Origin of the sequence: Mesorhizobium sp. CO1-1-11, assembly GCF_020164995.1 — a bacterium.
Classification (GTDB): Bacteria; Pseudomonadota; Alphaproteobacteria; order Rhizobiales; family Rhizobiaceae; genus Mesorhizobium; species Mesorhizobium australicum.
The window spans coordinates 64,385-88,206 of record NZ_JAIUHE010000018.1 but is presented as its reverse complement, the minus strand read 5'-3'; the positions used below and the strand labels follow the sequence as shown (position 1 = coordinate 88,206).

Annotated in this window: 19 protein-coding genes and 1 tRNA gene; 5 read left to right on the top strand and 15 right to left on the bottom strand. The window is 65.5% G+C overall.

Annotation, left to right across the window (positions count from 1 at the left end; all coding sequences use genetic code 11):
* Positions 1-49: 49 nt before the first annotated feature.
* Positions 50-2,281, bottom strand: coding sequence for a GtrA family protein (locus tag LB554_RS21300; RefSeq protein WP_224586820.1), 2,232 nt, complete (start codon positions 2,279-2,281; stop codon positions 50-52).
* Positions 2,278-3,513, bottom strand: a complete 1,236-nt coding sequence (locus LB554_RS21295; protein ID WP_224586818.1) for a glycosyltransferase family 2 protein — start codon at positions 3,511-3,513, stop codon at positions 2,278-2,280. The genes LB554_RS21300 and LB554_RS21295 overlap by 4 nt, the downstream gene beginning before the upstream one ends.
* 219 nt (positions 3,514-3,732) lie before the next feature.
* Between LB554_RS21295 and gshB the strand changes: the two genes are divergently transcribed.
* Positions 3,733-4,674 (top strand): glutathione synthase, encoded by a 942-nt coding sequence (gene gshB / locus LB554_RS21290; RefSeq protein WP_224586816.1) that lies wholly within the window; start codon positions 3,733-3,735, stop codon positions 4,672-4,674.
* A gap of 355 nt (positions 4,675-5,029) precedes the next feature.
* A complete protein-coding gene (locus LB554_RS21285) occupies positions 5,030-6,562 on the top strand; it encodes a YifB family Mg chelatase-like AAA ATPase (protein ID WP_224586814.1) in 1,533 nt (510 codons plus the stop codon).
* A 25-nt stretch (positions 6,563-6,587) separates the two neighbouring features.
* Here LB554_RS21285 and LB554_RS21280 read toward each other — a convergent pair whose 3' ends face one another.
* From LB554_RS21280 to LB554_RS21255, 6 genes are all read right to left on the bottom strand, one after another.
* Positions 6,588-7,208 (bottom strand): class I SAM-dependent methyltransferase, encoded by a 621-nt coding sequence (locus tag LB554_RS21280; protein WP_140619811.1) that lies wholly within the window; start codon positions 7,206-7,208, stop codon positions 6,588-6,590.
* Positions 7,209-7,385: 177 nt separating this feature from the next.
* Positions 7,386-9,569, bottom strand: coding sequence for a malate synthase G (locus tag LB554_RS21275; protein ID WP_224586812.1), 2,184 nt, complete (start codon positions 9,567-9,569; stop codon positions 7,386-7,388).
* A gap of 136 nt (positions 9,570-9,705) precedes the next feature.
* Entirely contained in the window at positions 9,706-11,748 is a 2,043-nt protein-coding gene (locus LB554_RS21270) for a hydantoinase/oxoprolinase family protein (RefSeq protein WP_140619815.1), read from the bottom strand.
* 190 nt (positions 11,749-11,938) lie between these two features.
* A complete protein-coding gene (locus tag LB554_RS21265) occupies positions 11,939-12,565 on the bottom strand; it encodes a CDGSH iron-sulfur domain-containing protein (RefSeq protein ID WP_140824614.1) in 627 nt (208 codons plus the stop codon).
* Positions 12,566-12,736: 171 nt separating this feature from the next.
* A complete protein-coding gene (locus tag LB554_RS21260) occupies positions 12,737-13,108 on the bottom strand; it encodes a hypothetical protein (protein WP_140824613.1) in 372 nt (123 codons plus the stop codon).
* A gap of 117 nt (positions 13,109-13,225) precedes the next feature.
* Positions 13,226-13,462, bottom strand: coding sequence for a DUF1127 domain-containing protein (locus tag LB554_RS21255; protein ID WP_140824612.1), 237 nt, complete (start codon positions 13,460-13,462; stop codon positions 13,226-13,228).
* Positions 13,463-13,696: 234 nt separating this feature from the next.
* Here LB554_RS21255 and LB554_RS21250 point away from each other — a divergent pair, with 234 nt between their 5' ends.
* Complete coding sequence (locus LB554_RS21250) at positions 13,697-15,217, top strand: winged helix-turn-helix domain-containing tetratricopeptide repeat protein (protein WP_224586810.1); 1,521 nt, start codon at positions 13,697-13,699, stop codon at positions 15,215-15,217.
* 32 nt (positions 15,218-15,249) lie between these two features.
* Here LB554_RS21250 and LB554_RS21245 read toward each other — a convergent pair whose 3' ends face one another.
* Genes LB554_RS21245 through LB554_RS21235 form a run of 3 tightly spaced genes read right to left on the bottom strand, consistent with a single transcriptional unit; the run spans position 15,250 to position 18,243 of the window.
* Complete coding sequence (locus LB554_RS21245; RefSeq protein WP_015314700.1) at positions 15,250-15,606, bottom strand: hypothetical protein; 357 nt, start codon at positions 15,604-15,606, stop codon at positions 15,250-15,252.
* A 50-nt stretch (positions 15,607-15,656) separates the two neighbouring features.
* Positions 15,657-17,144 carry a pyridoxal phosphate-dependent decarboxylase family protein gene (locus tag LB554_RS21240; protein ID WP_224586808.1) on the bottom strand — a complete coding sequence of 496 codons (1,488 nt, stop codon included), beginning with the start codon at positions 17,142-17,144 and terminating at the stop codon, positions 15,657-15,659.
* 13 nt (positions 17,145-17,157) lie between these two features.
* The gene (locus LB554_RS21235; protein WP_224586806.1) at positions 17,158-18,243 is read right to left on the bottom strand and encodes a PLP-dependent cysteine synthase family protein; all 1,086 of its coding nucleotides are present in this window, start codon (positions 18,241-18,243) and stop codon (positions 17,158-17,160) included.
* Positions 18,244-18,439: 196 nt separating this feature from the next.
* Between LB554_RS21235 and LB554_RS21230 the strand changes: the two genes are divergently transcribed.
* Positions 18,440-20,440 (top strand): BTAD domain-containing putative transcriptional regulator, encoded by a 2,001-nt coding sequence (locus LB554_RS21230; RefSeq protein ID WP_224586804.1) that lies wholly within the window; start codon positions 18,440-18,442, stop codon positions 20,438-20,440.
* Positions 20,441-20,539: 99 nt separating this feature from the next.
* Positions 20,540-20,716: a hypothetical protein gene (locus LB554_RS21225; RefSeq protein ID WP_023772044.1), complete on the top strand. Its 177-nt coding sequence runs from the start codon at positions 20,540-20,542 to the stop codon at positions 20,714-20,716.
* A 39-nt stretch (positions 20,717-20,755) separates the two neighbouring features.
* On the opposite strand, the gene LB554_RS21220 is transcribed toward LB554_RS21225, so the two are convergent.
* The 4 genes from LB554_RS21220 to LB554_RS21205 form a co-directional block, all read right to left on the bottom strand.
* Positions 20,756-21,064, bottom strand: coding sequence for a UBP-type zinc finger domain-containing protein (locus LB554_RS21220; protein ID WP_224586802.1), 309 nt, complete (start codon positions 21,062-21,064; stop codon positions 20,756-20,758).
* 70 nt (positions 21,065-21,134) lie between these two features.
* Positions 21,135-22,814, bottom strand: a complete 1,680-nt coding sequence (locus LB554_RS21215; RefSeq protein ID WP_224586800.1) for an FAD-dependent oxidoreductase — start codon at positions 22,812-22,814, stop codon at positions 21,135-21,137.
* Positions 22,815-22,965: 151 nt separating this feature from the next.
* A tRNA-Leu gene (locus LB554_RS21210) sits at positions 22,966-23,050 on the bottom strand.
* A gap of 73 nt (positions 23,051-23,123) precedes the next feature.
* A complete protein-coding gene (locus LB554_RS21205; RefSeq protein ID WP_224586798.1) occupies positions 23,124-23,744 on the bottom strand; it encodes a 2,3-bisphosphoglycerate-dependent phosphoglycerate mutase in 621 nt (206 codons plus the stop codon).
* Positions 23,745-23,822 lie beyond the last annotated feature (78 nt).

The window sequence follows — 23,822 nt, the reverse complement described above, 5'->3', positions numbered from 1 at the left end:
CGGATAGCTTCGTGAAGCCGGCTACAAGATCCGTCAAGCGCTTGGATTTTCAGCCGTTTGGCTTGACGCGATACAGTTCCAGGGGTCTTCCCTTGGTCTCCGCCACCGGCTCCAGCCAGACCGGCACGTCCCCGCTCATCAACCTGGCCAGGAAACCGTCCGGTGCCCTGGCCATGAGCAGGCGGCTTTCCGCATTGCCACGGCAGAGTGCGACAAGGCCGACATGATGCCTTTCGACAACGGTTCTGGCATCGGCATCCGAGCCCAGCAAGGCATCAAGCGCGACCAGATTTCCGGCGACGTTGCGGTGGTAGAGTCCGGCCAGCACGCGGTGACCAGTAAAGGCCAGTATCGGCGAGCCAAGATTGGAGAGCGAAAGCACGGTGGTGGCCGGCATCAGGCCGAGCGCCGCGAACGATGCCTTGCCGAGGCAAGCCGTGTCTGCGGCCTTGGCACCGGTGGCAGCCGCGTCGGTTTGGAAAGCACTCGACGCCGCCCCGGCAGCGCCTGCCCAGATTGCATTTACCGATATCAGCCAGGCTGCGGCCATCCTGAGTAAGGAGCCGTTGGACGGACTGGTTTGCGCACGCTGCCGCCAGCGGGCGATCCATGCCGCAAGCGGGATCACCGCGAAGGCGATGGAGAAGGTCGAGCCGCGAACTTCCCAGGCGCTGACCAGGAACGCCATAACCAGCAGCGAGCCGACAAGGCTGTCCTGCCGACGCCAGCCATGGCCGACGCGGAGCGCCATCAGGATGATGGCCACCAACGGCGTGGCAAACCGTGCCACCGCTCTGGCCGGATCATTGGTGACGATCTGGAACAGCGGCTGCGCCTCGTCGATATGGCTGAGCCACATCTCCTTCAGGCGCGGATCGAGGTTGGCATAGGGCGAGGCCAGGCATTGCGGGAACAGGAATACAACCACAGCCGCAAGGGCTAGCCCAAGCAGGCCGAGCGAGGCCAGGCGGCCGGCGACGGTGGCACTGGTGGCCTTCCATGAAGCGATGATCGCCAGCCCCGCGCCGGCAAGTCCGGCGACGGCGAACTGCACAATCGAAAATGTGTCGCACTGTGCCTGGGTCCATGCGGATGCCGGGACGGTGGCGACGAAGACGAGAGCCGAAACAGCGGCGACGCCCAGGCCAAAGCCCCTCGCGGTCAGCCTTTCCCGAGCACCATTGCCAAGGAACAGCAGCGCGACAGCGGCGCCAAGGGTTCCGGCGTAGGGAGCGCTTTCCATGCCGATGGCCACGCTCAGCGTGGCGCAGGTGCCCGAGAGCAAGGCGGCCGGCCGCAGCAAGGGAGCCTCGAGCAGCAAGGCAAGGCTCGCCAGGATCAGCATCAGCTGCACATTGTGATGATCCAGCGAACCTGGGGAGAAAATGCCGAGGTAATAGAGCGCGGCGCCACCGACGACGGCGGCGGGCAGGACAGCGTGGCCGCCGGCGAAAGCGCGCGCGGCGCGGATGAGGAAGAAGACCGCCAGCCAGAACAGCAGGGCAGGCCAGGCCACCTGCACGATCTGTTCAGCCAAGGCGACGTTGCCCGTCAGGGCCGATACGGCAAGGACGCCAAGGGCCAGCGGCGCGTCGAGCAGCCGCGACCAATGCATGACGAAGCCGCCTTCCAGTCCCATCCTGTACTGGTGCAGGTCGAACCAGCCCTGGCCGGCCAGAAGATCGCGGACCTCGACCAGTTGCAGCAGGCTGTCATTGTCGCCCGCGGGATTGGCCAGTTGCGGAAATCCGGCGATGGCATAGACCAGGAGCGGCACCAGGGCCGCGAGCAGCGCCGCCAGCATGTCCGCCCGCCAGGAGGGACAGGCGGTTTCCTTGGAAGGCATCGCGGCATGGCCAGCGGTCATTTTCCCGGGATAGCCGTGGCCGCGCGCCGGAAACACCCAAAGCCTCGAGACCAGATAACTGATGGTGCTTGTCACGACCATCGTCAGCGCCGACATCGCGACGGGCGACAGGCCGAAATGCGTTACCGCCACCTGCGAGACGAGGCCGGCAAAAGCGGCGCATCCGGCTTGCAGGGTAAGATAGCGCGGGAACGCGACCTTGTGATCGTGTTCCGCACCGAACGTCCAGCCCCGTTGCGCCCGATAGGCAATGACGAACGCCGTCGCATAAGCCATGGCACTACCGGCGAACGGCGGAACGCCCAGCGAAACCAGCAGCCAGGAGAGCGTGAAAAACGATCCCGCCGCACCGATGCCCACCACCATGAAGCGGAACGGGCGCGCCTGGACAAGCGCCGGCAGCACGTCGGTCATTGTTGCTCGCGTGCCGTCGTTTCCCGCGACAGCCCGGCCTTCAGCCGCTTGACAGGTATCTCCAGCACACCGAGCAGGAATGCCGAAAAGAAGACCTGGAACGAAATGACGATCAGGCTCAAGCCCAGCACGACGATGCGCGGAATTTCGGAATCGTTCAGCGGACCGAAGCCGAGATGGGCCCAGCGCGCCACGGCATAGAGGCAGAACAGGAAGCCGGCGGCAAAGCAGATGCCGGCATTGGCGGCGAGACGGTCGGTGCTGATGGTCCTGGTCAGCCAGTCCGACCCGCGGCTTGGCGGCAGGATGCCGGTAATTTCGGCATAGTATCGCGAAATGGCACCGAAGGTGATGAGCTGGATGCCGGTGACGATCATGAAACAGGCGGCGACGAAGGTGTTGAGATCGAGCGAAAGATTGTCGACCACCCGCAAGGGGCCGAACACCAGCAGCGCCGCGAACAGCGTGCCGAGGCCGGAAAGCACCGCCCCTGGAATGAAGAACATCCAGCGCGGATTGTAGACCAGCAGGAATTTGAGATGCCGCCAGCCGTCGCGCCAGGTCCTGAGATGCGGCGGCCTGCTGCGGCCGTCGGGCTTGAGCGTGGTCGGCACTTCCTCGATGCGCAGCCCGGCAAGCGCGCTGCGCACCACCATTTCGCTGGCGAATTCCATCCCGGTGGTCTGCAGATCGAGCTTCCTGATGCTGCCGGCGTTGAAGCCGCGCAGGCCGCAGTGGAAGTCGCCGGTCTTGATGCGGAAGAACAGGCGGCCGACGAAGCTCAGCACCGGATTGCCGAGATAGCGGTGCAGAGCCGGCATGGCGCCAGCCTCTATGCCGCCGTGGAAGCGGTTGCCCATGACCAGGTCGGCGCCGCCGCGCAGCCGCGCCACGAATGCCTCCAGTGCACCGAAATCATAGCTGTCATCGGCATCGCCCATGATGATGAAGCGTCCCCTGGCGGCAGCGATGCCGCCCAGAAGGGCCGCGCCATAGCCCTTCTGCGCCACCGGGACGACACGAGCACCGCCTTGCGCTCCGATCTCCCGCGAGCCGTCGGTGCTGCCATTGTCTGCGATCAGCACCTCGCCCGCTATGCCGGATTGGTCGAGAAAGGCCTTGGCCTTGCCGATGCAGACGGCGAGCGTCTCGGCCTCGTTGAGGCATGGCATCAGGATGGTGAGTTCGAGCTGCTGGGTCGAGGCTGCGCGGACGGCAGTGAGCGCGTTCATGATCGTCGTTCCATCGGGTGCCCGGCGCTGCGTCAGGTCGGCCGGCTGCATTCGAAGCTTACCGTCGCACGGCAAGGCTTAAGAAAGCGATGATGTCAGTCCTCGTCTTGTCTGCAACCGGCAGACGCGCCTTGCTGATCCCAATGTTCAAAACGTCGCGATTGGCAGAACGCGCCGCGACGCTTATATCGCTTGCGTCGACTATGCTGGGGACCTGCCATGAAGTTGAAAATCGCCGTCCAGATGGACCATGTCTCCACCGTGTCGATCGCCGGCGACACCTCGTTCGCCCTGTCGCTGGAGGCGCAGCGGCGCGGTCACCAGCTGTTCCACTACACGCCCGACCGGCTGTCGATGCGCGACGGCAAGGTGTTTGCCCGCATCGAGGAGATGACGGTGCGCGACGAAAAGGGCAGCCACTATTCGCTGGGCGAAAAGGTGCGCACCGACTTGTCCGAAATGGACGTCGTCCTGCTGCGCCAGGACCCGCCCTTCGACATGAACTACATCACCACGACCCACATCCTCGAGCGCATCCATCCAAAGACGCTGGTCGTCAACGACCCGGCCTGGGTGCGCAACAGCCCGGAAAAGATTTTCGTCACCGAGTTCCCGGACCTGATGCCGGACACGCTGATCACCAAGGATCCGCTCGAAGTCGCCGCCTTCCGCAAGGAATTCGGCGACATCATCGTCAAGCCGCTCTACGGCAATGGCGGCGCCGGCATCTTCCACATGCTTGAAGCCGACCGCAATCTCGCCTCGCTGCTCGAAATGTTCGGCCAGATGTTTCGCGAGCCCTATATCGTGCAGCGTTACCTGAAGGATGTGCGCAAGGGCGACAAACGCATCATTCTGATCGACGGCGAGCCGGTCGGCGCCATCAACCGGGTGCCGGCCGAGCACGACTCCCGCTCCAACATGCATGTCGGCGGCCGCGCCGAGAAGACCGAGTTGACGACACGCGAGCGCGAAATCTGTGCCCGCATCGGGCCGTCGCTGAAAGAGCGCGGCTTCATCCTGGTCGGCATCGACGTCATCGGCGACTACATGACCGAGATCAACGTCACCTCGCCGACCGGCGTGCGCGAGGTCAAGCGCTTCGGCGGCGCCGACATCGCCAGCCTGTTCTGGGACGCGGTGGAGGGGAAGCGGACATAATTTGTTTTCAGTTTGTGTTAACCATGTTCCGCTTTTGCAGCCGGGCACAACCGGCGCGCAACCTGTGCGGCTACCGGTTGCGCCAATGTTCCCGATTTGATCAAGAGTGGCGCCTCAGAGCCGGCGCTGTTCGCGCTCTCCCTGACGTCAGCCGTCTGGGACCCAATCTCGGAACAGCTTGATCTTAGGCGTGTTGCGGCGGCTTTCGGAATGCACCAGCCAGTAGTCGCTCCATGCGCTCACCTCACTTGTTCCTGTAATGTTCTTGCCCTGGGCTGAAATCTGTGGTTGTCTTGCGTTGACGTCGCTCGCGGCCCGTTAAGGGGCAAGGGCGAGCCGGCATCGGGGGCAGACAATGGTGGCGCGGGTTCGTACGGTCGCTTTCCAGGGCATCGAGGCGGTGCCGGTCGACGTGCAGGTGATGATCGCGCCCGGCAAGGTCAACATGCATATCGTCGGCCTGCCAGACAAGGCGGTGGCGGAAAGCCGCGAGCGGGTGCAGGCGGCATTGCATGCGTCGGGCCTGTCGATGCCGTCGAAGAAGGTGACCGTCAACCTGGCGCCCGCCGATCTGCCGAAGGAAGGCAGCCACTACGATCTGCCGATCGCGCTCGGCTTGATGGCAGCCCTTGGCGCCATTCCGGGCGACATGCTGGCTGGCTATGTCGTGCTGGGCGAGCTGTCGCTCGACGGTACGATCACTGCCGTTGCCGGTGCCTTGCCGGCGGCGATCGGCGCCAATGCCGAAGGCAAAGGGCTGATCTGTCCCTTCGCTTGCGGGCCGGAAGCGGCCTGGGCGGGGCGGGAATTCGACATTCTCGCGCCCCGCAGCCTGATTGCGATCGCCAATCATTTCCGCGGCACGCAGGTGCTGTCGCGCCCGGAGGCCGGCATCCGCGCCGCACCGCGCGACCTGCCCGACCTTGCCGACATCAAGGGCCAGGAGACGGCGAAGCGGGCGCTGGAAGTGGCGGCCGCCGGCGGACACAATCTGCTGATGATCGGTCCGCCGGGCTCAGGCAAATCGATGCTGGCGCAGCGCCTGCCGTCGATCCTGCCGCCACTGGCGCCGAAGGAACTGCTCGAAGTCTCGATGATCGCCTCGGTGGCCGGCGAACTCGGCGAAGGCAAGCTGACCGACCGGCGGCCGTTCCGCGCCCCGCACCATTCGGCCTCGATGGCGGCGATGGTGGGCGGCGGCCTGCGCGCGCGGCCGGGCGAGGTGTCGCTCGCTCATCACGGCGTGCTGTTCCTCGACGAGTTCCCCGAATTCACGCCGCAGACGCTCGATGCGCTGCGCCAGCCGCTTGAAACCGGCGACTGCATGATCGCACGGGCCAACCATCGCGTCACCTATCCGGCCCGCATCCAGCTGGTGGCGGCGATGAACCCGTGCCGCTGCGGCATGGCCGGCGAACCGGGTTATCGCTGCCTGCGCGGCGATCGTTGCCGCACCGATTACCAGGCGCGCATTTCAGGTCCGCTGCTCGACCGCATCGATCTCAGGATCGAAGTGCCGGCGGTCTCGGCCAGCGACCTGATCCGGCCGGATCGAGCGGAAAAGAGCGCCGACGTGGCGTCGCGCGTGGCGCGTGCCCGCACCATCCAGCGCGAGCGTTTCGAGCGGCTCGGCGTCAACAGCGCCACCACCAACGCGCATTGTTCTCCAGCCGTCATCGAGACGATCGCCATGCCCGACGCCGCAGGCCTGTCGCTGCTCAAGGATGCCAGCGAAAAACTCGCCTTTTCGGCGCGGGCCTACCACCGGGTGCTCAAAGTGGCGCGCACGCTCGCCGACCTCGACGCCAGCGAATGTGTCGGCCGCATCCATCTGGCCGAGGCGATTTCCTATCGCATGAGTTCGGAGCGCATGGCGCAGGCGGCGTAGCCGCGTTCCGCCCAGCTCCGGTTACCTATCGCAAGGTCCCGATGAAATGCAGGCGACGGTCGAAAAACACGCTGGCCGGGAACGGATAGAGCGACAGCTTCTCACGCCAGGTGCGGGGTGTGATGCCCGCGGCGGCAAAAATGGCGTCCCACTCGGCCTTCGAGAGATAGTTGTAAGGCAGGCGCACATTGTGCCCCTTGTTGCCCACCCAATCCATGAAACGAAGCGTCTGGTAAGCCGCGAAGCCTTCGCGCAGGTGATCCTTGATGACAACGCCCTTGCGCGCCACCCGGGCCGCCTCGCGCACGAGATGGCCCGGGTGGTCGGCATGATGCAGCACATCGACAATCGTCACCCAGTCATAGGAGCCATTCGCGGCGGGAATGGTGCTGCCATCGAACAGTTCTACCGGGATATGGGTTTGCGGCCTGATCAGCACGTCAATGCCGCGAAACGTCAGCCCCGGCTTTTTTTCCATGATCGCCTTGGCGATGGAGCCGTCGCCGCAGCCGAGATCGAGAACGGTGCCGGCCGGGCCCAGTTCGTCGGCCAGCCGGTCGGACAGGATGCGCACGCGGCGCTGGAAAACCGCCCGGTCATGGACGGAATTCAACAGTTTCTTTTCGATCGCCATCGTGTTGGCCATGCCAATGCTCCCGAGCCTTCCAGCCAGCACTAACTGAAAAAAGCAAAGGAACCGTATCCAGCCATAAGAGCCTGCCGCCTTCGGCACGACATTGCCGCTGGGGCTGACGCCGCCGTCTTCGCCGCTCGATGGCCGACTACGCGGACCGGCGACATCCAGTCGGCGCTCCAAACCCTTTCAACGTGGCATCGCCCTACCTTGACGGGCCTTCAACTCCAGCCTGCGCTTGTGCAGCACAGGCTCGGTGTAGCCGTTGGGCTGGCTTGTTCCCTTGAACACCAGGTCGCAGGCGGCCTGGAAGGCGATGGAAGCGTCGAAGTCGGCGGCCATCGGCCGGTAGAGCGGGTCGCCGACATTTTGCAGATCGACAATTGCCGCCATGCGCCGCAAGGAATCCATTACCTGGATTTCCGAGCAGACCTTGTGGCGCAGCCAGTTGGCGATGTGCTGCGAGGAAATGCGCAGCGTGGCGCGGTCTTCCATCAGGCCGACATCGTTGATGTCGGGAACCTTGGAGCAGCCGACGCCCTGGTCGATCCAGCGCACGACATAGCCCAGAATGCCTTGGGCATTGTTGTCGAGTTCGCGCTGGATCTCGTCGGGCGTCCAGTTCGGCCGCACGGCCACCGGCACCGACAATATGTCGTCGAGCTTGGCCTTGGGCCGGCTCTTCAGCGCCGCCTGGACCGCATGGACATCGACCTTGTGATAGTGCGTGGCGTGCAGCGTCGCCGCCGTTGGCGATGGCACCCAGGCGGTGTTGGCGCCGGCCTTGGGGTGGGCGATCTTCTCGGCCAGCATCGCGGCCATCAAGTCGGGCATCGCCCACATGCCCTTGCCGATCTGGGCGTGGCCGGCGAGCCCGCATTCCAAGCCCGTGTCGACGTTCCAGGCCTCATAGGCGGAAATCCAGGCGGCCTGCTTCATGTCACCCTTGCGGATCATCGGGCCGGCTTCCATCGAGGTGTGGATCTCGTCGCCGGTGCGGTCGAGGAAGCCGGTGTTGATGAACACCACGCGCTCCCTCGCGGCGCGGATCGCTTCCTTGAGGTTGATCGTGGTGCGCCGCTCCTCGTCCATGATGCCCATCTTGATGGTGTTCCGGGCCATGCCGAGCAGGGCTTCGACACGATCGAACATCTCGACGGCGAAGGCGACTTCCTCCGGGCCATGCATCTTGGGTTTCACGACATACATCGAGCCGGCGCGAGAGTTCATCCGCCGTCCCTTCGGCCCGACATCGTGCAGCGCGATCAGGGCCGTCATCGCCGCGTCCATGATGCCTTCCGGCACCTCGTTGCCGTCGCGGTCCAGGATGGCCGGATTGGTCATCAGGTGGCCGACATTGCGCACCAGCATCAACGAGCGGCCAGGCACGGTCACCGTGCCGCCGGCAGGGGCGATGTAGGCGCGGTCGGGGTTGAGCTTGCGGACGAAACTCTTGCCGCCCTTGCTGATTTCTTCGGTGAGGTCGCCCTTCATCAGGCCGAGCCAATTGCGGTAGACGACGACCTTGTCCTCGGCATCCACGGCCGCGACCGAATCCTCGCAGTCCTGGATGGTGGTCAGCGCCGATTCCAGGATGACGTCGGCAATGCCAGCCGGATCGGTGCGGCCGATCTGATTGTCGCGGTCGATGACGATCTCGACATGCAGCCCGTTTTTCACCAGGAGCACGGCTTGCGGATTGGCGGCGTCGCCGCGATAGCCGACGAATTGCCTGGGATCGGCCAGCGTCGTCGAGCCGGCGCCGGCGCTGAGCTTCAGGGCGGCGTTGGCAATCGACAGGCCGTTGACCCCTGCCCATTTGCCAGAGGTGAGCGGCACCGACTGGTCGAGAAAGTCCTTGGCCCAGGCGATGACCTTGGCGCCGCGCGCCGGGTTGAAGCCCTTGCCCTTCTCAGCGCCATCCGTTTCGGGGATGGCGTCCGTGCCATAGAGCGCGTCATAGAGCGAGCCCCAGCGTGCATTGGCGGCGTTGAGCGCATAGCGCGCGTTCATCACCGGCACCACCAGCTGCGGTCCGGCCACGACCGCGATTTCCGGGTCGACATTGTCGGTCGAGACGCTGAAGGCCGGCCCTTCCGGCACGAGATAACCGATCTCCTTCAGGAACGCCTTGTAAGCGTTCATGTCGATGGGCGCGCCATTGTCGCGATACCAGCCATCGAGCTTTTCCTGCATGGCATCGCGTTTTGCCAGCAGCGCCCGGTTCCTGGGCGCCAGATCATGGACGATGACCGAGAACCCGTCCCAGAAACGCGCCGCTTCGATGTCGAGGCCGGGCAAAGCTTGGTCGACGACGAAGTCATGCAGCTCGCGGGCAATGCGCAATCCGGCGATCTCGATGCGATCGGTCATCAGGCTACTCCAGATGAAAGGCTTTGCGGGCGTTTGGCATGTCAGGGGTGCAGGGTCAATTCAGCTTAGGGTGTAGGTGGGGCATTTTGGGCGGTTGGCCAATCTCCCCGAGGAGGGCGGAAATGGCTCTTCTTCCTCAAACCGCGATCCTCGGCCTGCCCGAGGCCACCGCCACGATATGCGCTTCGATGAACATGCGCTGCGCTTCGACAGTCGAGACCCGGAACTCCGTCGCCACGTCGATCTCGGCGCTGTCGGTGCCGGCATCAAGAGCCCGCTGGGCGACAATGGCGCGCACATCGGCCTCGGCGGCCGCGATCGCCGCCGCCTCGTCGAGGAAATCGCGCACCATCTCACCCGAGGCAAGCCGGAACAGGCCTTCCTTGGGTTGGCTGACGCGGGCCTCCGCCGAAACCCTGACCTGGCCGACGACGGCGCCGAGCGCGTTGGCGACGTCGGTATCCCGGGGCACGACGCAGTCATTGCCCACCAAGGGCGCCAGGCCGGCATAGTGCAACGGCGCCGAAGCGCCGAGCCCGATGACCGGCCGGTCGAGCGCGACGCTGAGGCGGGCGATGCCGGGGTGAGCGTCGACGGCGCGCTGCACCAGCGCGTGCGCCACCGTCGCCGCGCCGTCGAGCCCGTCCTCGGCAAAGGCTGTCTCCAGGATGTATTCGGCCGACCAGCGCGTCAGGGTCAAGAGCACCCGTTCAGAGATCGCTTCCGGGGAGGCCGCGATGGCCTGGCCACGGCCGTCGCGCCTGCGGGCGAACAGTTCGGCGCCAAGGCGGGCGGCGGCGGCATCCCAGTTCGCCTGTTTGCCAAGCACGTGCGCGGCGTCCGACGGGGTGAAGCCCGAGATATGCACCAGCCCGCGCGAGACCAGCCGGTTCAGCGTGGCATTCTGGGCATTCGAGGTCAGCAGCCTGTCGAGGGCAAGCGGCGTCGCGCCGATCGCTTCGTAGAGCTTTGCCTCGGGGGCGGTCAGCCCCGCGGCGAGCCTGTCAGGCACGCCGGTGCGGACCGCGAAGCGGCCATCCATGCGGCCTGTGTTGGGCGCGCGCAACTGGCGTTCGAGTTCCGCCGTCACCGCCTCGCCATGCGCCATGCCGGACAGCGCCAGCGGCACCAGGCGGCGCGGCCCGAGCAGGATTTTCGGATTGAGCGCTCCATCCTCCAGCATCACTTCGGAATCGCCGCCGAGGCCGAAAGTGCGCATGGCGACCGCCTCGACCATGGTTCGGAAACCACCGACGGTGGCGCCTTCCGGATCGAGCCGCGGCCGGCCGCCGTCGAGGACCGCCACGTCGGTGGTGGTGCCGCCAATGTCGGAGACCACCGCGTTGTCGAGCCCGGTCATGTGGCGGGCGCCGACCAGGCTGGCGGCGGGGCCGGAGAGGATCGTCTCGATCGGCCGCTGGCGGGCAAACGCCGCCGAAACCAGCGCGCCATCGCCGCGCACCACCATCAACGGAGCGGCGATGTTGCGGGCCTGAAGGAACCCCTCGGTCGCCGCCACCAGCCGGTCGATCATCGAGATCAGCCTGGCATTGAGCAGCGTGGTGAGCGCCCGGCGCGGACCGCCGAGCTTGGCCGACAGCTCATGGCTCGCCGTAACCGGGAGGCCGGTCCTGTCGCGGATCAGCTCGCGGGCGGCGATCTCGTGCGCCGGATTGCGGGTGGCGAAATAGGCACAGACGGCAAAGCCGGACACCGACACGCCGAGTTCCGGCAGCATCGCCTCCAGCCCGGACAGGTCGAGCTTGGCGGCATTGCCATGCACATCATGGCCGCCCGCGCAAAACACCACCGGGTCGGTGCCGAGCGCCGTCTTCAAACCGTCGCGGGCAAGATCGGCCTCGGAAAAGCCGATCATGACCAGAGCCACGCGGCCGCCCTGGCCCTCGACCAGCGCATTGGTGGCGAGCGTCGTCGACATCGAGACCAGTTTGATATCGGCCGGATTGGTGCCCGCCTTTTCCAGCACAGCATCGACGGCGCCCGAAATGCCGACGGCCAGATCATGCCGCGTGGTCAGCGCCTTGGCCTTGGCCAGCACCTTGCCCTTGTTCGGCCCCTCCCGCGGACCTTCGGTCTCGGACCACAACACGGCATCGGTGTAGGTGCCGCCGGTGTCGATGCCGAGGAAGAGAGGGGCAGACTTGGTCTTGGCGGTCATTTTGGGCGAAAGTCCGGGCAGATTGTTTGGTTGCCTGCCCTTAGCCGATACCGGCTTGCGGATAAAGCCGGGAGAGATGGGCCAAGGGACGCGGCACTGCCGCGATGGAGACCTTATTGAAAGGTTGGTGTGAGGCGCCCCCCTCTGTCCTGCCGGACATCTTCCCCACGAGGGGAGATTGGCTACCCACCTATCCCACGAACCCAACCCTCTTGTGGCTGCCATCGCAGAACGGCTTGTTGGCCGAGTGGCCGCAGCGGCACAGGAAGACCTTTGTGGTGCGGTCGATCGTGTGGCCGGTGCCGGTGACGATCTCGACATTGCCTTCGAGCTTGAGCGGGCCGTTCGTGGTCGGCGTCGCCTGCAGCGGTCCGTCGCGGACCTCCAGCGCCGGCGTGTCCTTCAGCGCCGGTTCTCCGGTGGCGGCAAAGCCCGCCTTGATATGGCTGTTGTCGCAGAACGGCTTGTTCTGGGAGGCGCCGCAGCGGCAAAGCGTGGCGCGGAAAAACGTCTCGGCGCCAAGCACGATCTCGGCATGCACCGCCAGCGGGCCGTTTTCGCGCAGCCGCACGGTGTTGACCACGGGCGGCTTTTCCGGCGGGCCGCCATCCTTGCGCGCATAGGTGATCGCGCCCGAGGGGCAGTTCTCGGCCAGTGCGACGATCTTCTCGACGCTGGCCGCCTCGGGATGGATCCACTGGCCCGGCGCGTTGGGCACGAAGACATGCGGGTCGCCGAGCACGCAATTGCGCGAATGGATGCAGCGCTTGCCGGAAAACCCGACGTCGATTTTTTCGCCCTCGACCGTGCCGGCCATCGCGGTGCTCCTGTTGCCTGGAGTACGCCGCGCCTGAATGCACAGGCGCGGCGTGCCCTTGGGATGGTCTTGTTTCGGTGCATGTCGTCGCGCCGAAACCGGAACCGATTTTGGGCGGCATGCATGGCCAAGCTATGGCTCGAACAGGAAAACCGTCAAGCCGGCAACCGGTCAGGGGACCAGATCGATCTCCTCGGTTTCGCCGCCGCTACAGGTGTAGCAGCAATCCTCGCATTTTTCCTTGTTGCCGGGGCCGACGCCCCAATAGGTGCCCTCATCGCCATCGACCCAGGCGCCGTAGCAGATCGATTCGCCTTCGTTGCAGGAAATCGGCAGCTGCTTGGTCTCGCCGTCGTCGAGATAAAAATCCTTGCCACTGCCAGGCCAGACATAGTCGCGGTCCTGGCTATAGAGTTCCAGACGCATGGCGTTGGGATGGCTGTTCTTGACAGCGAAGGTGACGTCGCCGGCCTGGGCGGCCGATGCAGACAGGACGGCAAGCGAAAACGCGGCGGCGAGCCGGCGCGCGAATGTGAACGACATGGAAAACCCCCGATGTAGAATCGGCCCCCACGGCCGATAGGGGATCATGGCACGACACGGCCCGCCGCTAAAGGGATGATGCCGGCGATTGTTTCCAGATCGTCGCGGCATTTCGCCTTAGCGCTGCCAGAATGGCAGCTTGGCGATCTCAGCCTTGGCCTGCAATTGCGTCAGGCCAATATCGTCGATCAGATGCGGACTGACCTCGGACATTCGTTTGAGGTCCCAGCGAAAGCGTGTCCGCTCGCGCCAGCTTGCCAATAGGCTTCGCAGGGAGCGCGGATGCGACGATCGTTGGACGGGCACACCCGGCCGCACTGCCCGATGCTGGACCGATGCGATTGTATTGTTCATGGCAACCTCCATTGGGTTTGGCGGCCCACACCGTTGGGAACCGTGGACCTCACCGGAAAGAGATTGAATTCTGCAGGATACGAGCGGCGCCGTAATTAAGCCCTCCCAAATAGTTCTCAAAAGTTCCAAACTTGCGCTAACTGTTTGTTTTGACACCACTCTCGGGAGGGCTAGCCCCGCGTTTCCTGGCGAAACCGCTTCGCACTTTTCCCGGAATTGTCTATAGATGCGCCAATGCAGGGAGAGCGCTTCGCCTTTGGTCCGTTCGTGCTTGATCCGGGTGCGGGAACGCTGCTTCGGAACGACGATCCCGTTGCCGTTGGCTATCGCGGGCTGAAGCTGCTTGCGGCGCTCGTCGCAAAACCCGGCGAAATCCTGGGAAAAGCCGAACTGATGGACGCGGCGTGGCCGGGCACGGCCGTCGAGGAAGGCAACCTCACCGTCCAGATCGCGCAGCTGCGCAAGCTGCTCGGCCCGCCCGGCATTGTGGGTGAAGGGGGCGGGGAATGGATCACGACCGTTCCGCGCGTCGGCTATCGTTTCACGGGGGCCGTCGAACAGCTCGCCGGCGCCAAGCCGAAACCCTTGCCGCTGCCGGACAAGCCTTCGATAGCGGTGCTGCCCTTCGTCAATTTCAGCAACGATGCCGGGCAGGACTCTTTCTGCGACGGCTTGACCGAAGACCTGATCACCGACCTGTCCAGGATCTCCGGCCTGTTCGTCATCGCGCGCAATTCGACTTTTGCCTACAAGGGAAAGGCAATGGACGTGCGCGAGATCGCCAGGGAACTCGGCGTTCGTTATCTGCTGGAGGGCAGCGCGCGGCGCGATGCGGGGCGGGTGCGCATCAACGCGCAGCTGGTCGACGCGGCCAGCGGCGACCATCTATGGGCGGAACGCTTCGACCGCGGCCTGGACGATATCTTTGCCGTCCAGGACGAGGTGACCGCCAAGATCGTGGAGGCGCTGCTCGGCCGGCTGCGCGCACCGCCGCCACGCAACCGGCCCGCCAATCTCGACGCCTACGACCTGTGCGTGCGGGCGCGCAAGCTGATCGATGATTCGCCGCAGACCGCACGGGAAGCGCATCTGATGCTGACGCGCGCGGTTGCGCTCGATCCCCACTACGCCGAGGCCTATCGCTGGCTTGCCATGAACCACTGGATGGGATGGGTGCATTGGGGCGAGCCTATCGACCCTAACCGCCGCATTGCCCTGGAGCTGGCGCGCAGGGCGGTCGCGATCGATCCCAACGATGCCGGGTGCCACTGGGTGCTCGGCAATTTGCTTGCCTATGAGCATGAGTTCGCCGAGTCGGAGGCCGAATTCGCCAGGGCGTTCGAACTCGACCCGAACGAGGCCGATGCCTGGGCGACATTGTCCGACATAACGACCCTGGCTGGGCGGGTCGAGGAGGCCCTGGAGCAAATCCGCAAGGCGTTCCGGCTGAACCCGTTTCCACCGAGCTGGTACTATCTGACGCTCGGCCAGGCGCAATATGCGGCGCGCGACTACGCAGGCGCCGTCGAGACGCTGCGCCGGGACGAGACCTACCGCACCAGTTCACGCCGCTTCCTGGCGGCAAGCCTTGCGCAACTTGGCCGGCTCGAGGAGGCACGCACGGAGGTGGAACTGTTCCTCGTCGGCAACCCGCATTTCACGACCCGCCATTGGGTCTGGACGGAGCCCTTCCGCGACGACGCGACGCGCGAGCACTTCCTCGATGGCTTTGGCAAGGCCGGCCTTCCCGACTGACGCGCCGGGGTGGCTCCTGCACCGAAGCGCCGCTACGGCACCAGGTCGATGGTTTCGGTTGTGTGCTCCACGCAGATGAAGCAGCAGGTATCGCAAGGCTGGTCGTTGTCTGGACCGACTCCGGCGGAAATCTTGTCGTTGCCATCGACCCAGGCGCCATAGCAGATGCGTTCGCCCTGATTGCAGGAGATCGGCACTGATTTCTGCGAGCCCGGATCGACAAGGAACACCTTGTCGTTGCCCGGCCAGACGGTCTCGCGATCGCGGCTGAACAGCTCGACCGCGACCCCCTCCTTGCGCAGGTTCTTGACGAAAAAGGCCATGTCGGCGGCCTCGGCCGAATTGGCCAGGACCAGTGCCGCCAGCGCAAGCATGCGAAACAGCGTCACCGCCGACCTCCTCCGAATCATCGCGGGCAGGTTCGCACGGCGGCCGGGAACTAGGAAGACACGTGGCCCTGCGCGGTGATCTCACGTCCCAGCCTCACCACTTCATGGATCAGCAGATCGAGATCGTCGCGTCGGGTGCGATGGTTGGTGATCGCCACACGCAGCCAGTGCTCGCCATGCACGGTGGTGTCGGAGAGTGCGGCGATGCCTTGCTCCTGCAGCCGCAGCATGATCTCGGTGTTGAGCGCCTTCAGCGCTTCGCCCGCCAAACCGGGCTGATAGCGGAAGCAGACGATGTTGATGGTCGGCGCCGCCGACAGCTCCAGCGAAGGCTCGGCCTCGATCAGGCCGGCCAGATAGGATATCTGCGCGATGTTCTGGTCGATCAGGCGGCCGAATTTTTCGACGCCATGTTCCTTGAGCGCCATCCACACCTTGAGCGCACGAAACCCGCGCGACATCTGCAGACCGTAATCGAGCAGCCATTCGCCGGAGGCGATGCCGCGCGGCGTCAATTCCAGATATTCCTGCGTCACCACGAAAGCCCCGCGATGCGCGGCGGCATTCCTGACCAGGGCACAGCCGACCTCGAACGGCGCATGCAGCCACTTGTGCGGGTCGAGCGCGACCGAATCCGCCAATTCGATGCCGGCGACGCGATGGGCATTGTGCGGCGCGATGGCGATCAGCGCGCCGATGCAACCATCGACGTGAAACCAGAGGTCTTCCTCCCGCGCCAGCCTGGCAAGCGCCCGCAGGTCGTCGATCGCGCCGGTGTTGACCGTACCGGCGGTGCCGATGACGCAAGCCGGCTTGAACCCGGCTGCCCGGTCCTCGGAGATCGCGGCGCGCAGGGCGTCGATGTCGATCCGCAGTCCGGCATCCGTCGGGATGCGGCGCAGCGCCCGATTGCCGAGGCCAAGTGCCTCCATGGCCTTGCGGTGGCAGGCGTGGATCTGATCCGAGCCATAGAAGCGCAGCGGCTTCTCGATGGCTGAAACGCCGTGCTCGCGCACGTCGACGCCCGCCTTGACGTTGCGCGCCACCGTCAGCCCGATGATGTTGGCCATCGAGCCGCCGCTGACCAGCGTGCCGGAGGCCGAGGCCGGAAAGCCCAGCATCTCCTTGCACCAGTTCACCACCTGGCTGTCCATCAGCCCGGCGGCATGGTTGCCGCCGCCGAGGTTGGAGCCCTGGATCGCCGCCAGGAAATCGCCGAGCGCGCCGGTGAAGTTGCTGGATCCCATATACCACGACCAGAAGCGTGGATGGATGTTGCCCATCGGATAGGACATCACGGTGCGGGAGACCTCGCCATAAACGGCGGCAAGTGGCGTCGGCGAGCGCGGCAAGGGCGCGCGGAACATGCCTCTCACATCCGCCGGCATTTCCCGCCAGACCGGACGGTCTCGCACGTCGCGCAGATAGTTGACGGCTTCATCGACGGCCCGGCGCGACAGGGCCTGCACTTCGGCCCAGTCAGGCGGATCAAGCGTTTCCTCGGCCACCATGCCAGCAGATTCCCGCGCGACGTCCATGGCGATCTCCCTATCAAGCCGGGAACTGGCAGCCGGGCGTCGAGCGCGAGAGCGCCAGCTCATCGGCATCCATTTCAGCCTCGACGCCGTCGAACAGCGGCGTCGACATGTAGCGCTCGCCCGTGTCGGGCAGCATGCACAGGATCACCGATCCGGCCGCCGCCTTCTCGGCGACCTGGCGCGCGACGGCGAAGGTGGCGCCGCCGGAAATGCCGGTGAAGATGCCTTCCTTCCGCACCAGCGCCCGCGCCCATTTGATGCCCTCCGGACCGGCGATCGGCATCACCTCGTCATAGAGGCTGGCGTCGATCGCCTCCTGCAGCACGTTGGGGATGAAGTCCGGCGTCCAGCCCTGGACGGGATGCGGCTCGAAGGCCGGGTGGCTGGCGGCTGGCGCGCCATCGGCACCGCGCTGCTGCGCCTTGCCGCTGCCGACCAGTTGCGCGTTGGTTGGTTCCGAGAGCACGATGCGGGTGTCGGGCCGTTCGCGGCGCAAGACCCGCGCCACGCCGACGACCGTGCCGCCGGTGCCATAGCCGGTCACGAAGCAGTCGAGCCGCGAGCCGGCGAAATCGTTTATGATTTCGCGCGCGGTCGTCGACTCGTGGATGGCGGCATTGGCGGCCGTCTCGAACTGGCGGGCAAGGAACCAGCCATTGGCCTCGGCCAGTTCGACCGCCTTCTTGTACATGCCAAAACCTTTTTCGGCGCGTGGCGTCAGCACCACCTTGGCGCCCAGCATGCGCATCAGCTTGCGGCGCTCGACGGAAAAGCTGTCGGCCATGGTAACGACCAACGGATAGCCTTTCTGCGCGCAGACCATGGCAAGCCCGATGCCGGTGTTGCCGCTGGTCGCCTCGACCACGGTCTGGCCGGGCTTCAGCGCGCCGCTGCGTTCGCCCTCTTCGATGATGTTGAGCGCCAGCCGATCCTTCACCGAGGCGCCCGGGTTGAAGAACTCGGCCTTGACGTAGATGGTCGCATGGGCCGGTGCGAGATTGTTGATGCGCACAACCGGCGTGTCGCCGACGGTGTCCAGGATGCCGTCGAACAATCGGCCGCGCCCCGCGGTGGTTCTGATTTGTTGTTTGTTCAACATCGTCGATCTCCTCGATCGTGTTCTCACGGGCCGGTTACAAACCGGCGGCCTGGGCGGCGAGGTTTCGACACCTTGCCGCGATATGACGTGCCGCTCATACGGCAAAGGTGACATCGGGCGCGAAAGCATCGCCACCGGATGCGCCGTGTCGGGTCTGTGATAGAGTAAGGGCCGACAGGCCAACGTGGGAACAGGCGTGGAAACCGACGTGGAAACCGCACAGGCGAGGCGGGACGGCAGGGCAACGGCCCCGTCCGTGCGCCTGCTCGGAACGCTGGCGATCACACGCGACCAAGTGCCAGCCACCCTGCCGGGCTCGCGCAAGCTGCGGGCGCTGTTGGGTTATCTGGCGCTGGCGCCGCACCCCGTCGGCCGCTCCCGCCTGTGCGAGCTTTTGTGGGATGTGCCCAACGATCCGCGTGGCGAGCTGCGCTGGTGCCTTAGTAAGTTGCGCACCGCTCTGGACGGGCCGGAACGGGGTCGGGTCGTCACACAAGGCGATACGGTGGCGCTCGATCTCGAGGATTGCCCTGTCGATGCGCTGGAGGTCAGCCGCGCCGGCTTCGAAGGCATCGCAACGCTTGGTGTCGAGCGCCTGCGGGCGCTGGCGAAATTGTTCGCCGGCGAGTTCCTTGACGGCCTGGAGCTCGAGCGAAGCCCACTTTTCAACAGCTGGCTGACGGCACAACGCCGTCGCTTCGGTGCCTGGCACGTGGCCGTGCTGGAAAGACTCGTCGAAACCCTGCCGGCGGATTGCGACGAAGCGGTCGCTCATCTCGACAGATGGCTGGAACTGTCGCCGTTCGAGGAGCGCGCGCACCGGGCGCTGCTGGCCGGTCTGGCGCGGCGTGGCGCCGTCGGCGCGGCCGAGCAACATCTGGCGGCGGCCGAGCAGCTGTTCGGGTCGGAAGAACTGGATTTCGCGCCGCTGCGCGCGGCCTGGCAAGCGATCCGCGAGCGGCCGGCCGGCTTGTCCATGGTGTCGCAGCCGGTGGCCGGGCCGACCGTCGCCGAGACCGCCGAGCCGAGCCACGCTTCGCTGGCGGTGATGCCGTTTGCCGGAGAGGCGCGCGGCGGACCGGCCGACGGTTTCACACACGACATCATCACCCGGCTGGCCAAGCTGCGGGATTTCTTCGTCATCGCGCGCGGGTCGGTGTTTGCGTTGGCCGAGGAAGCCATCGCGCCCGAGGAGGCGGGCCGCCGGCTGAATGTCGACTATGTGGCCACCGGCGCGGTGCGCAACCCGGCCGGCAGGCTGGTCGTCAACATCGAGCTGATCGAGGTGCGCACGGCCAGGATCGTCTGGGCCGAAACCTTCGAGCGGCGGTCGGACGATCTCTTCACCGTGCTCGACGAGATCGGCGACAGCATCGTGTCGTCGATCTCGTCCGAGATCGAGACGGTCGAACGCAACCGCGCCCTGCTCAAGGCTCCCAACTCGCTCAATGCCTGGGAGGCCTACCATCGTGGCCTCTGGCACATGTACCGTTTCACGCAGGCCGAGAACGAAACGGCACGGCACTTCTTTGCCAGCGCCCTGCGGCTTGATCCAACCTTCGCCCGCGCCTATGCCGGCCTGTCCTTCACCCATTGGCAGAATGCCTTCCAGCGCTGGGGCGACCGCGATCGCGAAAGCGCGCTGGCCTTCGAGAGTGCCGGGCAGAGCTTGCTGGTCGATGACCACAATCCTGCCGCGCACTGGGCGATGGGGCGGGCGCTGTGGCTGCGCGGCGAACAGGACGGCTCGCTCGGCGAACTGGAACAGGCAGTCAAACTCAGCCCCAATTTCGCGCTCGGCCACTATGCGCTGTCCTTCGTCCATTCGCAGTCGGGCGACCCGCGGGCGGCGATCGGCTCCTCCGACCATTCGCGCCATCTGAGCCCCTTCGATCCGCTTCTGTTTGCCATGCTGGTGGTACGCGCCATGGCGCATGTCCGGCTCGGCCAGTTCGAGGAGGCGGCCGAATGGGCGCTGAAGGCGACGGCGCGGCCAAATGCCCATGTCATCATCCTGGCCGTCGCCGCGCATTGCCTGGCGCTGGCGGGCCGGCTCGACGAGGCGCGCGGCTTTGCCGCCGCCATCCGCAAGACGCTGCCGGATTACCGCGCCGACGATTTCATCGCCACGTTTCGCTTCGAGCCGGACGCCGAGGCGTTGTTCCGGCAAGGCGGCAGGCGGATCGGGCTCGGCTGAATTTCGTGCTTGAACCCTGCGTTAACGAAGTCGGAAGGAGTTGTTTAACCGTTGACGGCTATGTGACCTCGCGGGGGGGTCCATGGCAAAGTGAGTATGATGAGCGACAGCCCCGACAAGCGCAGCGAATGGCGCGCCATCCTTCATGTACAGGCCCGCATCGCCGTGCTGTTCGTTCCGGTCGTGGCCAGCCTGCTGCTCATCGCTGCCCTTGCCGGCAACGATCGCAAGTCCGTTCCGGATGTCGACCGAACTGTTACGGGCTCGGTGCGATAAATCAGGCCGAACCCGCTTTCCCCCTGCTCTTCGCAGCATTCAATAGAAGCGCGGGATCGGGCCGTTCTGCGGGGTGGTGCGGTCGCCGAGGTCCAGAAAAACCTCGTCGACGTAGCACCAGCCCCAGCCTTCCGGCGGGTCGTAACCCTCTATGACGGGATGGCTGGTGGCGTGAAAATGCTTGGTGGCGTGGCGGTGGGGGGAGTCGTCGCAGCAGCCCACATGGCCGCAGGTGCGGCAGAGCCGCAGATGCACCCACCACGAGCCGCTCTTCAGGCACTCCTCGCAGCCGAGCGCGCTCGGCGTCACGTCCTTGATCCCAGCGGCGTGCTTGCATTCATCCGCCATCACACTCTCCCGACCTATCTCTCATTCGAAGCATGATCTTTTCCGAAAACTGGTTTCCCACTTTTCGGGATCATACTTGAGGCGCGCCGGCCTGGCTGCCGTCCCGCGCAAGAAATGCATGCAGCGCCGCCACCACCTGGGCGCCCTCGCCGACAGCCGCCGCGACGCGTTTGACCGAGCCGGAGCGCACGTCGCCGATGGCGAACACGCCGCTGCGGCTGGTCTCCATCACGCCATGGGCCGATGCTATGTCCGATCCGGTGCGGATGAAACCCCTGGCATCCAGCGCCACGTCGGATTGGGCGAGCCAATCGGTGTTCGGGTCGGCGCCGATGAACAGGAAGAGATGGCGGATCGGCCGCGTCGTCGAGGCGCCGCTCGAGCGGTCGCGCCAGCGTACCGTGGCGAGATTGCCTGCCTCGCCGTCCAGCGCCTCGATTTCGGCGCCGGTCAGCACCTCGATGTTCGGCTGCGCCCTGATGCGCTCGACGAGGTAACGCGACATCGAGGCCTCGAGGCTGCCGCCACGCGCCAGCAGCGCTACTTTCCTGACCTGGCTGGCCAGGTAGACGGCCGCCTGGCCGGCCGAATTGCCGGCGCCGACCAGCGCCACTTCCTGGCCGCCGCAAAGCCGTGCTTCGATGGGCGAGGCCCAATAATGCACGCAGGTACCCTCGAACTCGGCGAGATTGGCGACATCGAGGCGGCGATAGCGCGCGCCGCTGGCGATCACCACCGAGCGCGTGCGCACCGTCTCGCCGTCGCCGACCGTGAGCTGGTAGCGCGCGCCGTCGTCGGCGGCACCGAACAGCTTCACCTCGTCGGGAATGACCATCTCAACGCCGAATTTCTGCGCCTGGTTGTAGGCGCGCGCCATCAGCGCCATGCCGGTAATGCCGGTGGGGAAGCCGAGATAGTTCTCGATGCGCGCTGAGGCGCCGGCCTGGCCGCCGAAGGCACGGCAATCGAGCACGATGGTCGACAGCCCTTCGGAGGCCGCGTAGACCGCCGCCGCCAGACCAGCCGGTCCTGCGCCGACTATGGCGACGTCATAGACCTTGCTGGCGTCGACCGGCCGCAGCAGGCCAATGCAGCGGGCGAGGTCTTTCTCCGCCGGATTGAGCAGCAGCCTGCCATTCGGGCACAGCACGACCGGCAGGTGGTGGGGATCGACCTGGAAGTGCTCGAACAGGGTCTTCGCGCAAGGATCGGTTTTGGAATCGAGCACGCGGTGCGGCTGGCCGCTGCGGGCGAGAAAGCCTTGCAGGCGAAGGACGTCGCCATTGTCGGCAGGTCCAACGATGATGGGACCGATCGTGCCGCTCTCGAGCAGCCCGACGCGGCGCAGGATCAGCGCCCGCATGATGCGCTCGCCGAGATTGGCCTCCTGCACCATCAGGTCGCGCAGTCGCTGCGACGAGATGACGAACGCCTCGACCGGCTCGGCCGCCTGGGCATTGACCAGCGACGGACGGGCCGAAAGCTGCGCCAGCTCGCCGGCGAAGCTGCCCGGGCCATGCGTGACGATCGTCTCGCGCCGGCCAAATTTGCCGTCCTGGGTGATATCGACCTTGCCCGCCAGCACCACGATCAGTCCCGGGGACACATCGCCGGCCTCGAAAATGTGCTCGCCGGCGGCATAGGCACTGGCCTCGCCGAACCGGCGCATGCGCTCGATGTCCGCCTCGGCGAGGACGGGAAAAGCCTGGTCGCGGCGGGCGCCGAAGATCGCGGTGCTGGATTGAGACATGGTCGCGAGCGTAGCGAAGGGGGCGCGCGGTTTGAAGCGGTTTGTTCGGGGACTGGCCAGGAGGGCAGGTCATCGGGCAAGAAAAAAGCCCGGACGAACCGGGCTTTTTCTCAGGGTTTCTGAACCGATCGAATGGTTCGAAACGGGAATTTGGTGCCCAGAAGAGGACTCGAACCTCCACTCCTTGCGGAACACGGACCTGAACCGTGCGCGTCTACCAATTCCGCCATCTGGGCTGGTGCGGGCTCAATAAGCGGGCAAGCGATTGCTGTCAACGCGCTTTTTTAAACCCGCTGCTCGCTTGCCGGCTTAGCCTTCCAGCACTTCCTTCGAAGCCACGGTCGAATCGGCGTTGAGCTGGTAGATCACCGGCACGCCGGTGCCGAGTTCCAGCTTGACGATCTCCTCGCCCGACTTGCCGTCCAGCGCCATGATCAGCGCGCGCAGCGAATTGCCGTGGGCGGCGACCAGCACCGTGCCGCCGCGCAGCACATGCGGTTGCAGATCGTGCAGGTAGTAGGGCCAGACGCGGGCGCCGGTGTCCTTCAGGCTTTCGCCGGCGGGCGGCGGCACATCATAGGAGCGGCGCCAGACATGCACCTGCTCCTCGCCCCATTTCTGGCGCGCGTCGTCCTTGTTGAGGCCGGAGAGGTCGCCATAGTCGCGCTCGTTCAGCGCTTGGGCGCGAACGGTCTGCAAGTCGCTCTGGCCGACCGCGTCGAGAATGTGCTGGCAGGTTTTTTGCGCCCGGATCAGCGCCGAGGTGAAGGCGATATCGAACTTCAGGCCGCGCGCCTTGAGTTTTTGGCCGGCGGCCTTGGCCTCGGCATGGCCCTGCTCCGTCAGGTCGACGTCGCGCCAGCCGGTGAACAGGTTCTTCAAGTTCCATTCGCTCTGGCCGTGGCGCACGAGCACGAGGGTTCTCGACATTTTTGCTCCTCTGGGGTCCGGGCATTCCAGGAAAAGTGTGTAGTGGTTTTCCGTCCTGCGTAAGAACGAAGATGGTTC

What these genes read in the sequence shown, in the direction of transcription:
- LB554_RS21300 (WP_224586820.1), bottom strand. Translation starts at nt 2,281, where the DNA reads ATGACCGACGTGCTGCCGGCGCTTGTCCAGGCGCGCCCGTTCCGCTTC.
- LB554_RS21295 (WP_224586818.1), bottom strand. Translation starts at nt 3,513, where the DNA reads ATGAACGCGCTCACTGCCGTCCGCGCAGCCTCGACCCAGCAGCTCGAA.
- gshB (WP_224586816.1), top strand. Translation starts at nt 3,733, where the DNA reads ATGAAGTTGAAAATCGCCGTCCAGATGGACCATGTCTCCACCGTGTCG.
- LB554_RS21285 (WP_224586814.1), top strand. Translation starts at nt 5,030, where the DNA reads ATGGTGGCGCGGGTTCGTACGGTCGCTTTCCAGGGCATCGAGGCGGTG.
- LB554_RS21280 (WP_140619811.1), bottom strand. Translation starts at nt 7,208, where the DNA reads ATGGCCAACACGATGGCGATCGAAAAGAAACTGTTGAATTCCGTCCAT.
- LB554_RS21275 (WP_224586812.1), bottom strand. Translation starts at nt 9,569, where the DNA reads ATGACCGATCGCATCGAGATCGCCGGATTGCGCATTGCCCGCGAGCTG.
- LB554_RS21270 (WP_140619815.1), bottom strand. Translation starts at nt 11,748, where the DNA reads ATGACCGCCAAGACCAAGTCTGCCCCTCTCTTCCTCGGCATCGACACC.
- LB554_RS21265 (WP_140824614.1), bottom strand. Translation starts at nt 12,565, where the DNA reads ATGGCCGGCACGGTCGAGGGCGAAAAAATCGACGTCGGGTTTTCCGGC.
- LB554_RS21260 (WP_140824613.1), bottom strand. Translation starts at nt 13,108, where the DNA reads ATGTCGTTCACATTCGCGCGCCGGCTCGCCGCCGCGTTTTCGCTTGCC.
- LB554_RS21255 (WP_140824612.1), bottom strand. Translation starts at nt 13,462, where the DNA reads ATGAACAATACAATCGCATCGGTCCAGCATCGGGCAGTGCGGCCGGGT.
- LB554_RS21250 (WP_224586810.1), top strand. Translation starts at nt 13,697, where the DNA reads ATGCAGGGAGAGCGCTTCGCCTTTGGTCCGTTCGTGCTTGATCCGGGT.
- LB554_RS21240 (WP_224586808.1), bottom strand. Translation starts at nt 17,144, where the DNA reads ATGGACGTCGCGCGGGAATCTGCTGGCATGGTGGCCGAGGAAACGCTT.
- LB554_RS21235 (WP_224586806.1), bottom strand. Translation starts at nt 18,243, where the DNA reads ATGTTGAACAAACAACAAATCAGAACCACCGCGGGGCGCGGCCGATTG.
- LB554_RS21225 (WP_023772044.1), top strand. Translation starts at nt 20,540, where the DNA reads ATGAGCGACAGCCCCGACAAGCGCAGCGAATGGCGCGCCATCCTTCAT.
- LB554_RS21220 (WP_224586802.1), bottom strand. Translation starts at nt 21,064, where the DNA reads ATGGCGGATGAATGCAAGCACGCCGCTGGGATCAAGGACGTGACGCCG.
- LB554_RS21215 (WP_224586800.1), bottom strand. Translation starts at nt 22,814, where the DNA reads ATGTCTCAATCCAGCACCGCGATCTTCGGCGCCCGCCGCGACCAGGCT.
- LB554_RS21205 (WP_224586798.1), bottom strand. Translation starts at nt 23,744, where the DNA reads ATGTCGAGAACCCTCGTGCTCGTGCGCCACGGCCAGAGCGAATGGAAC.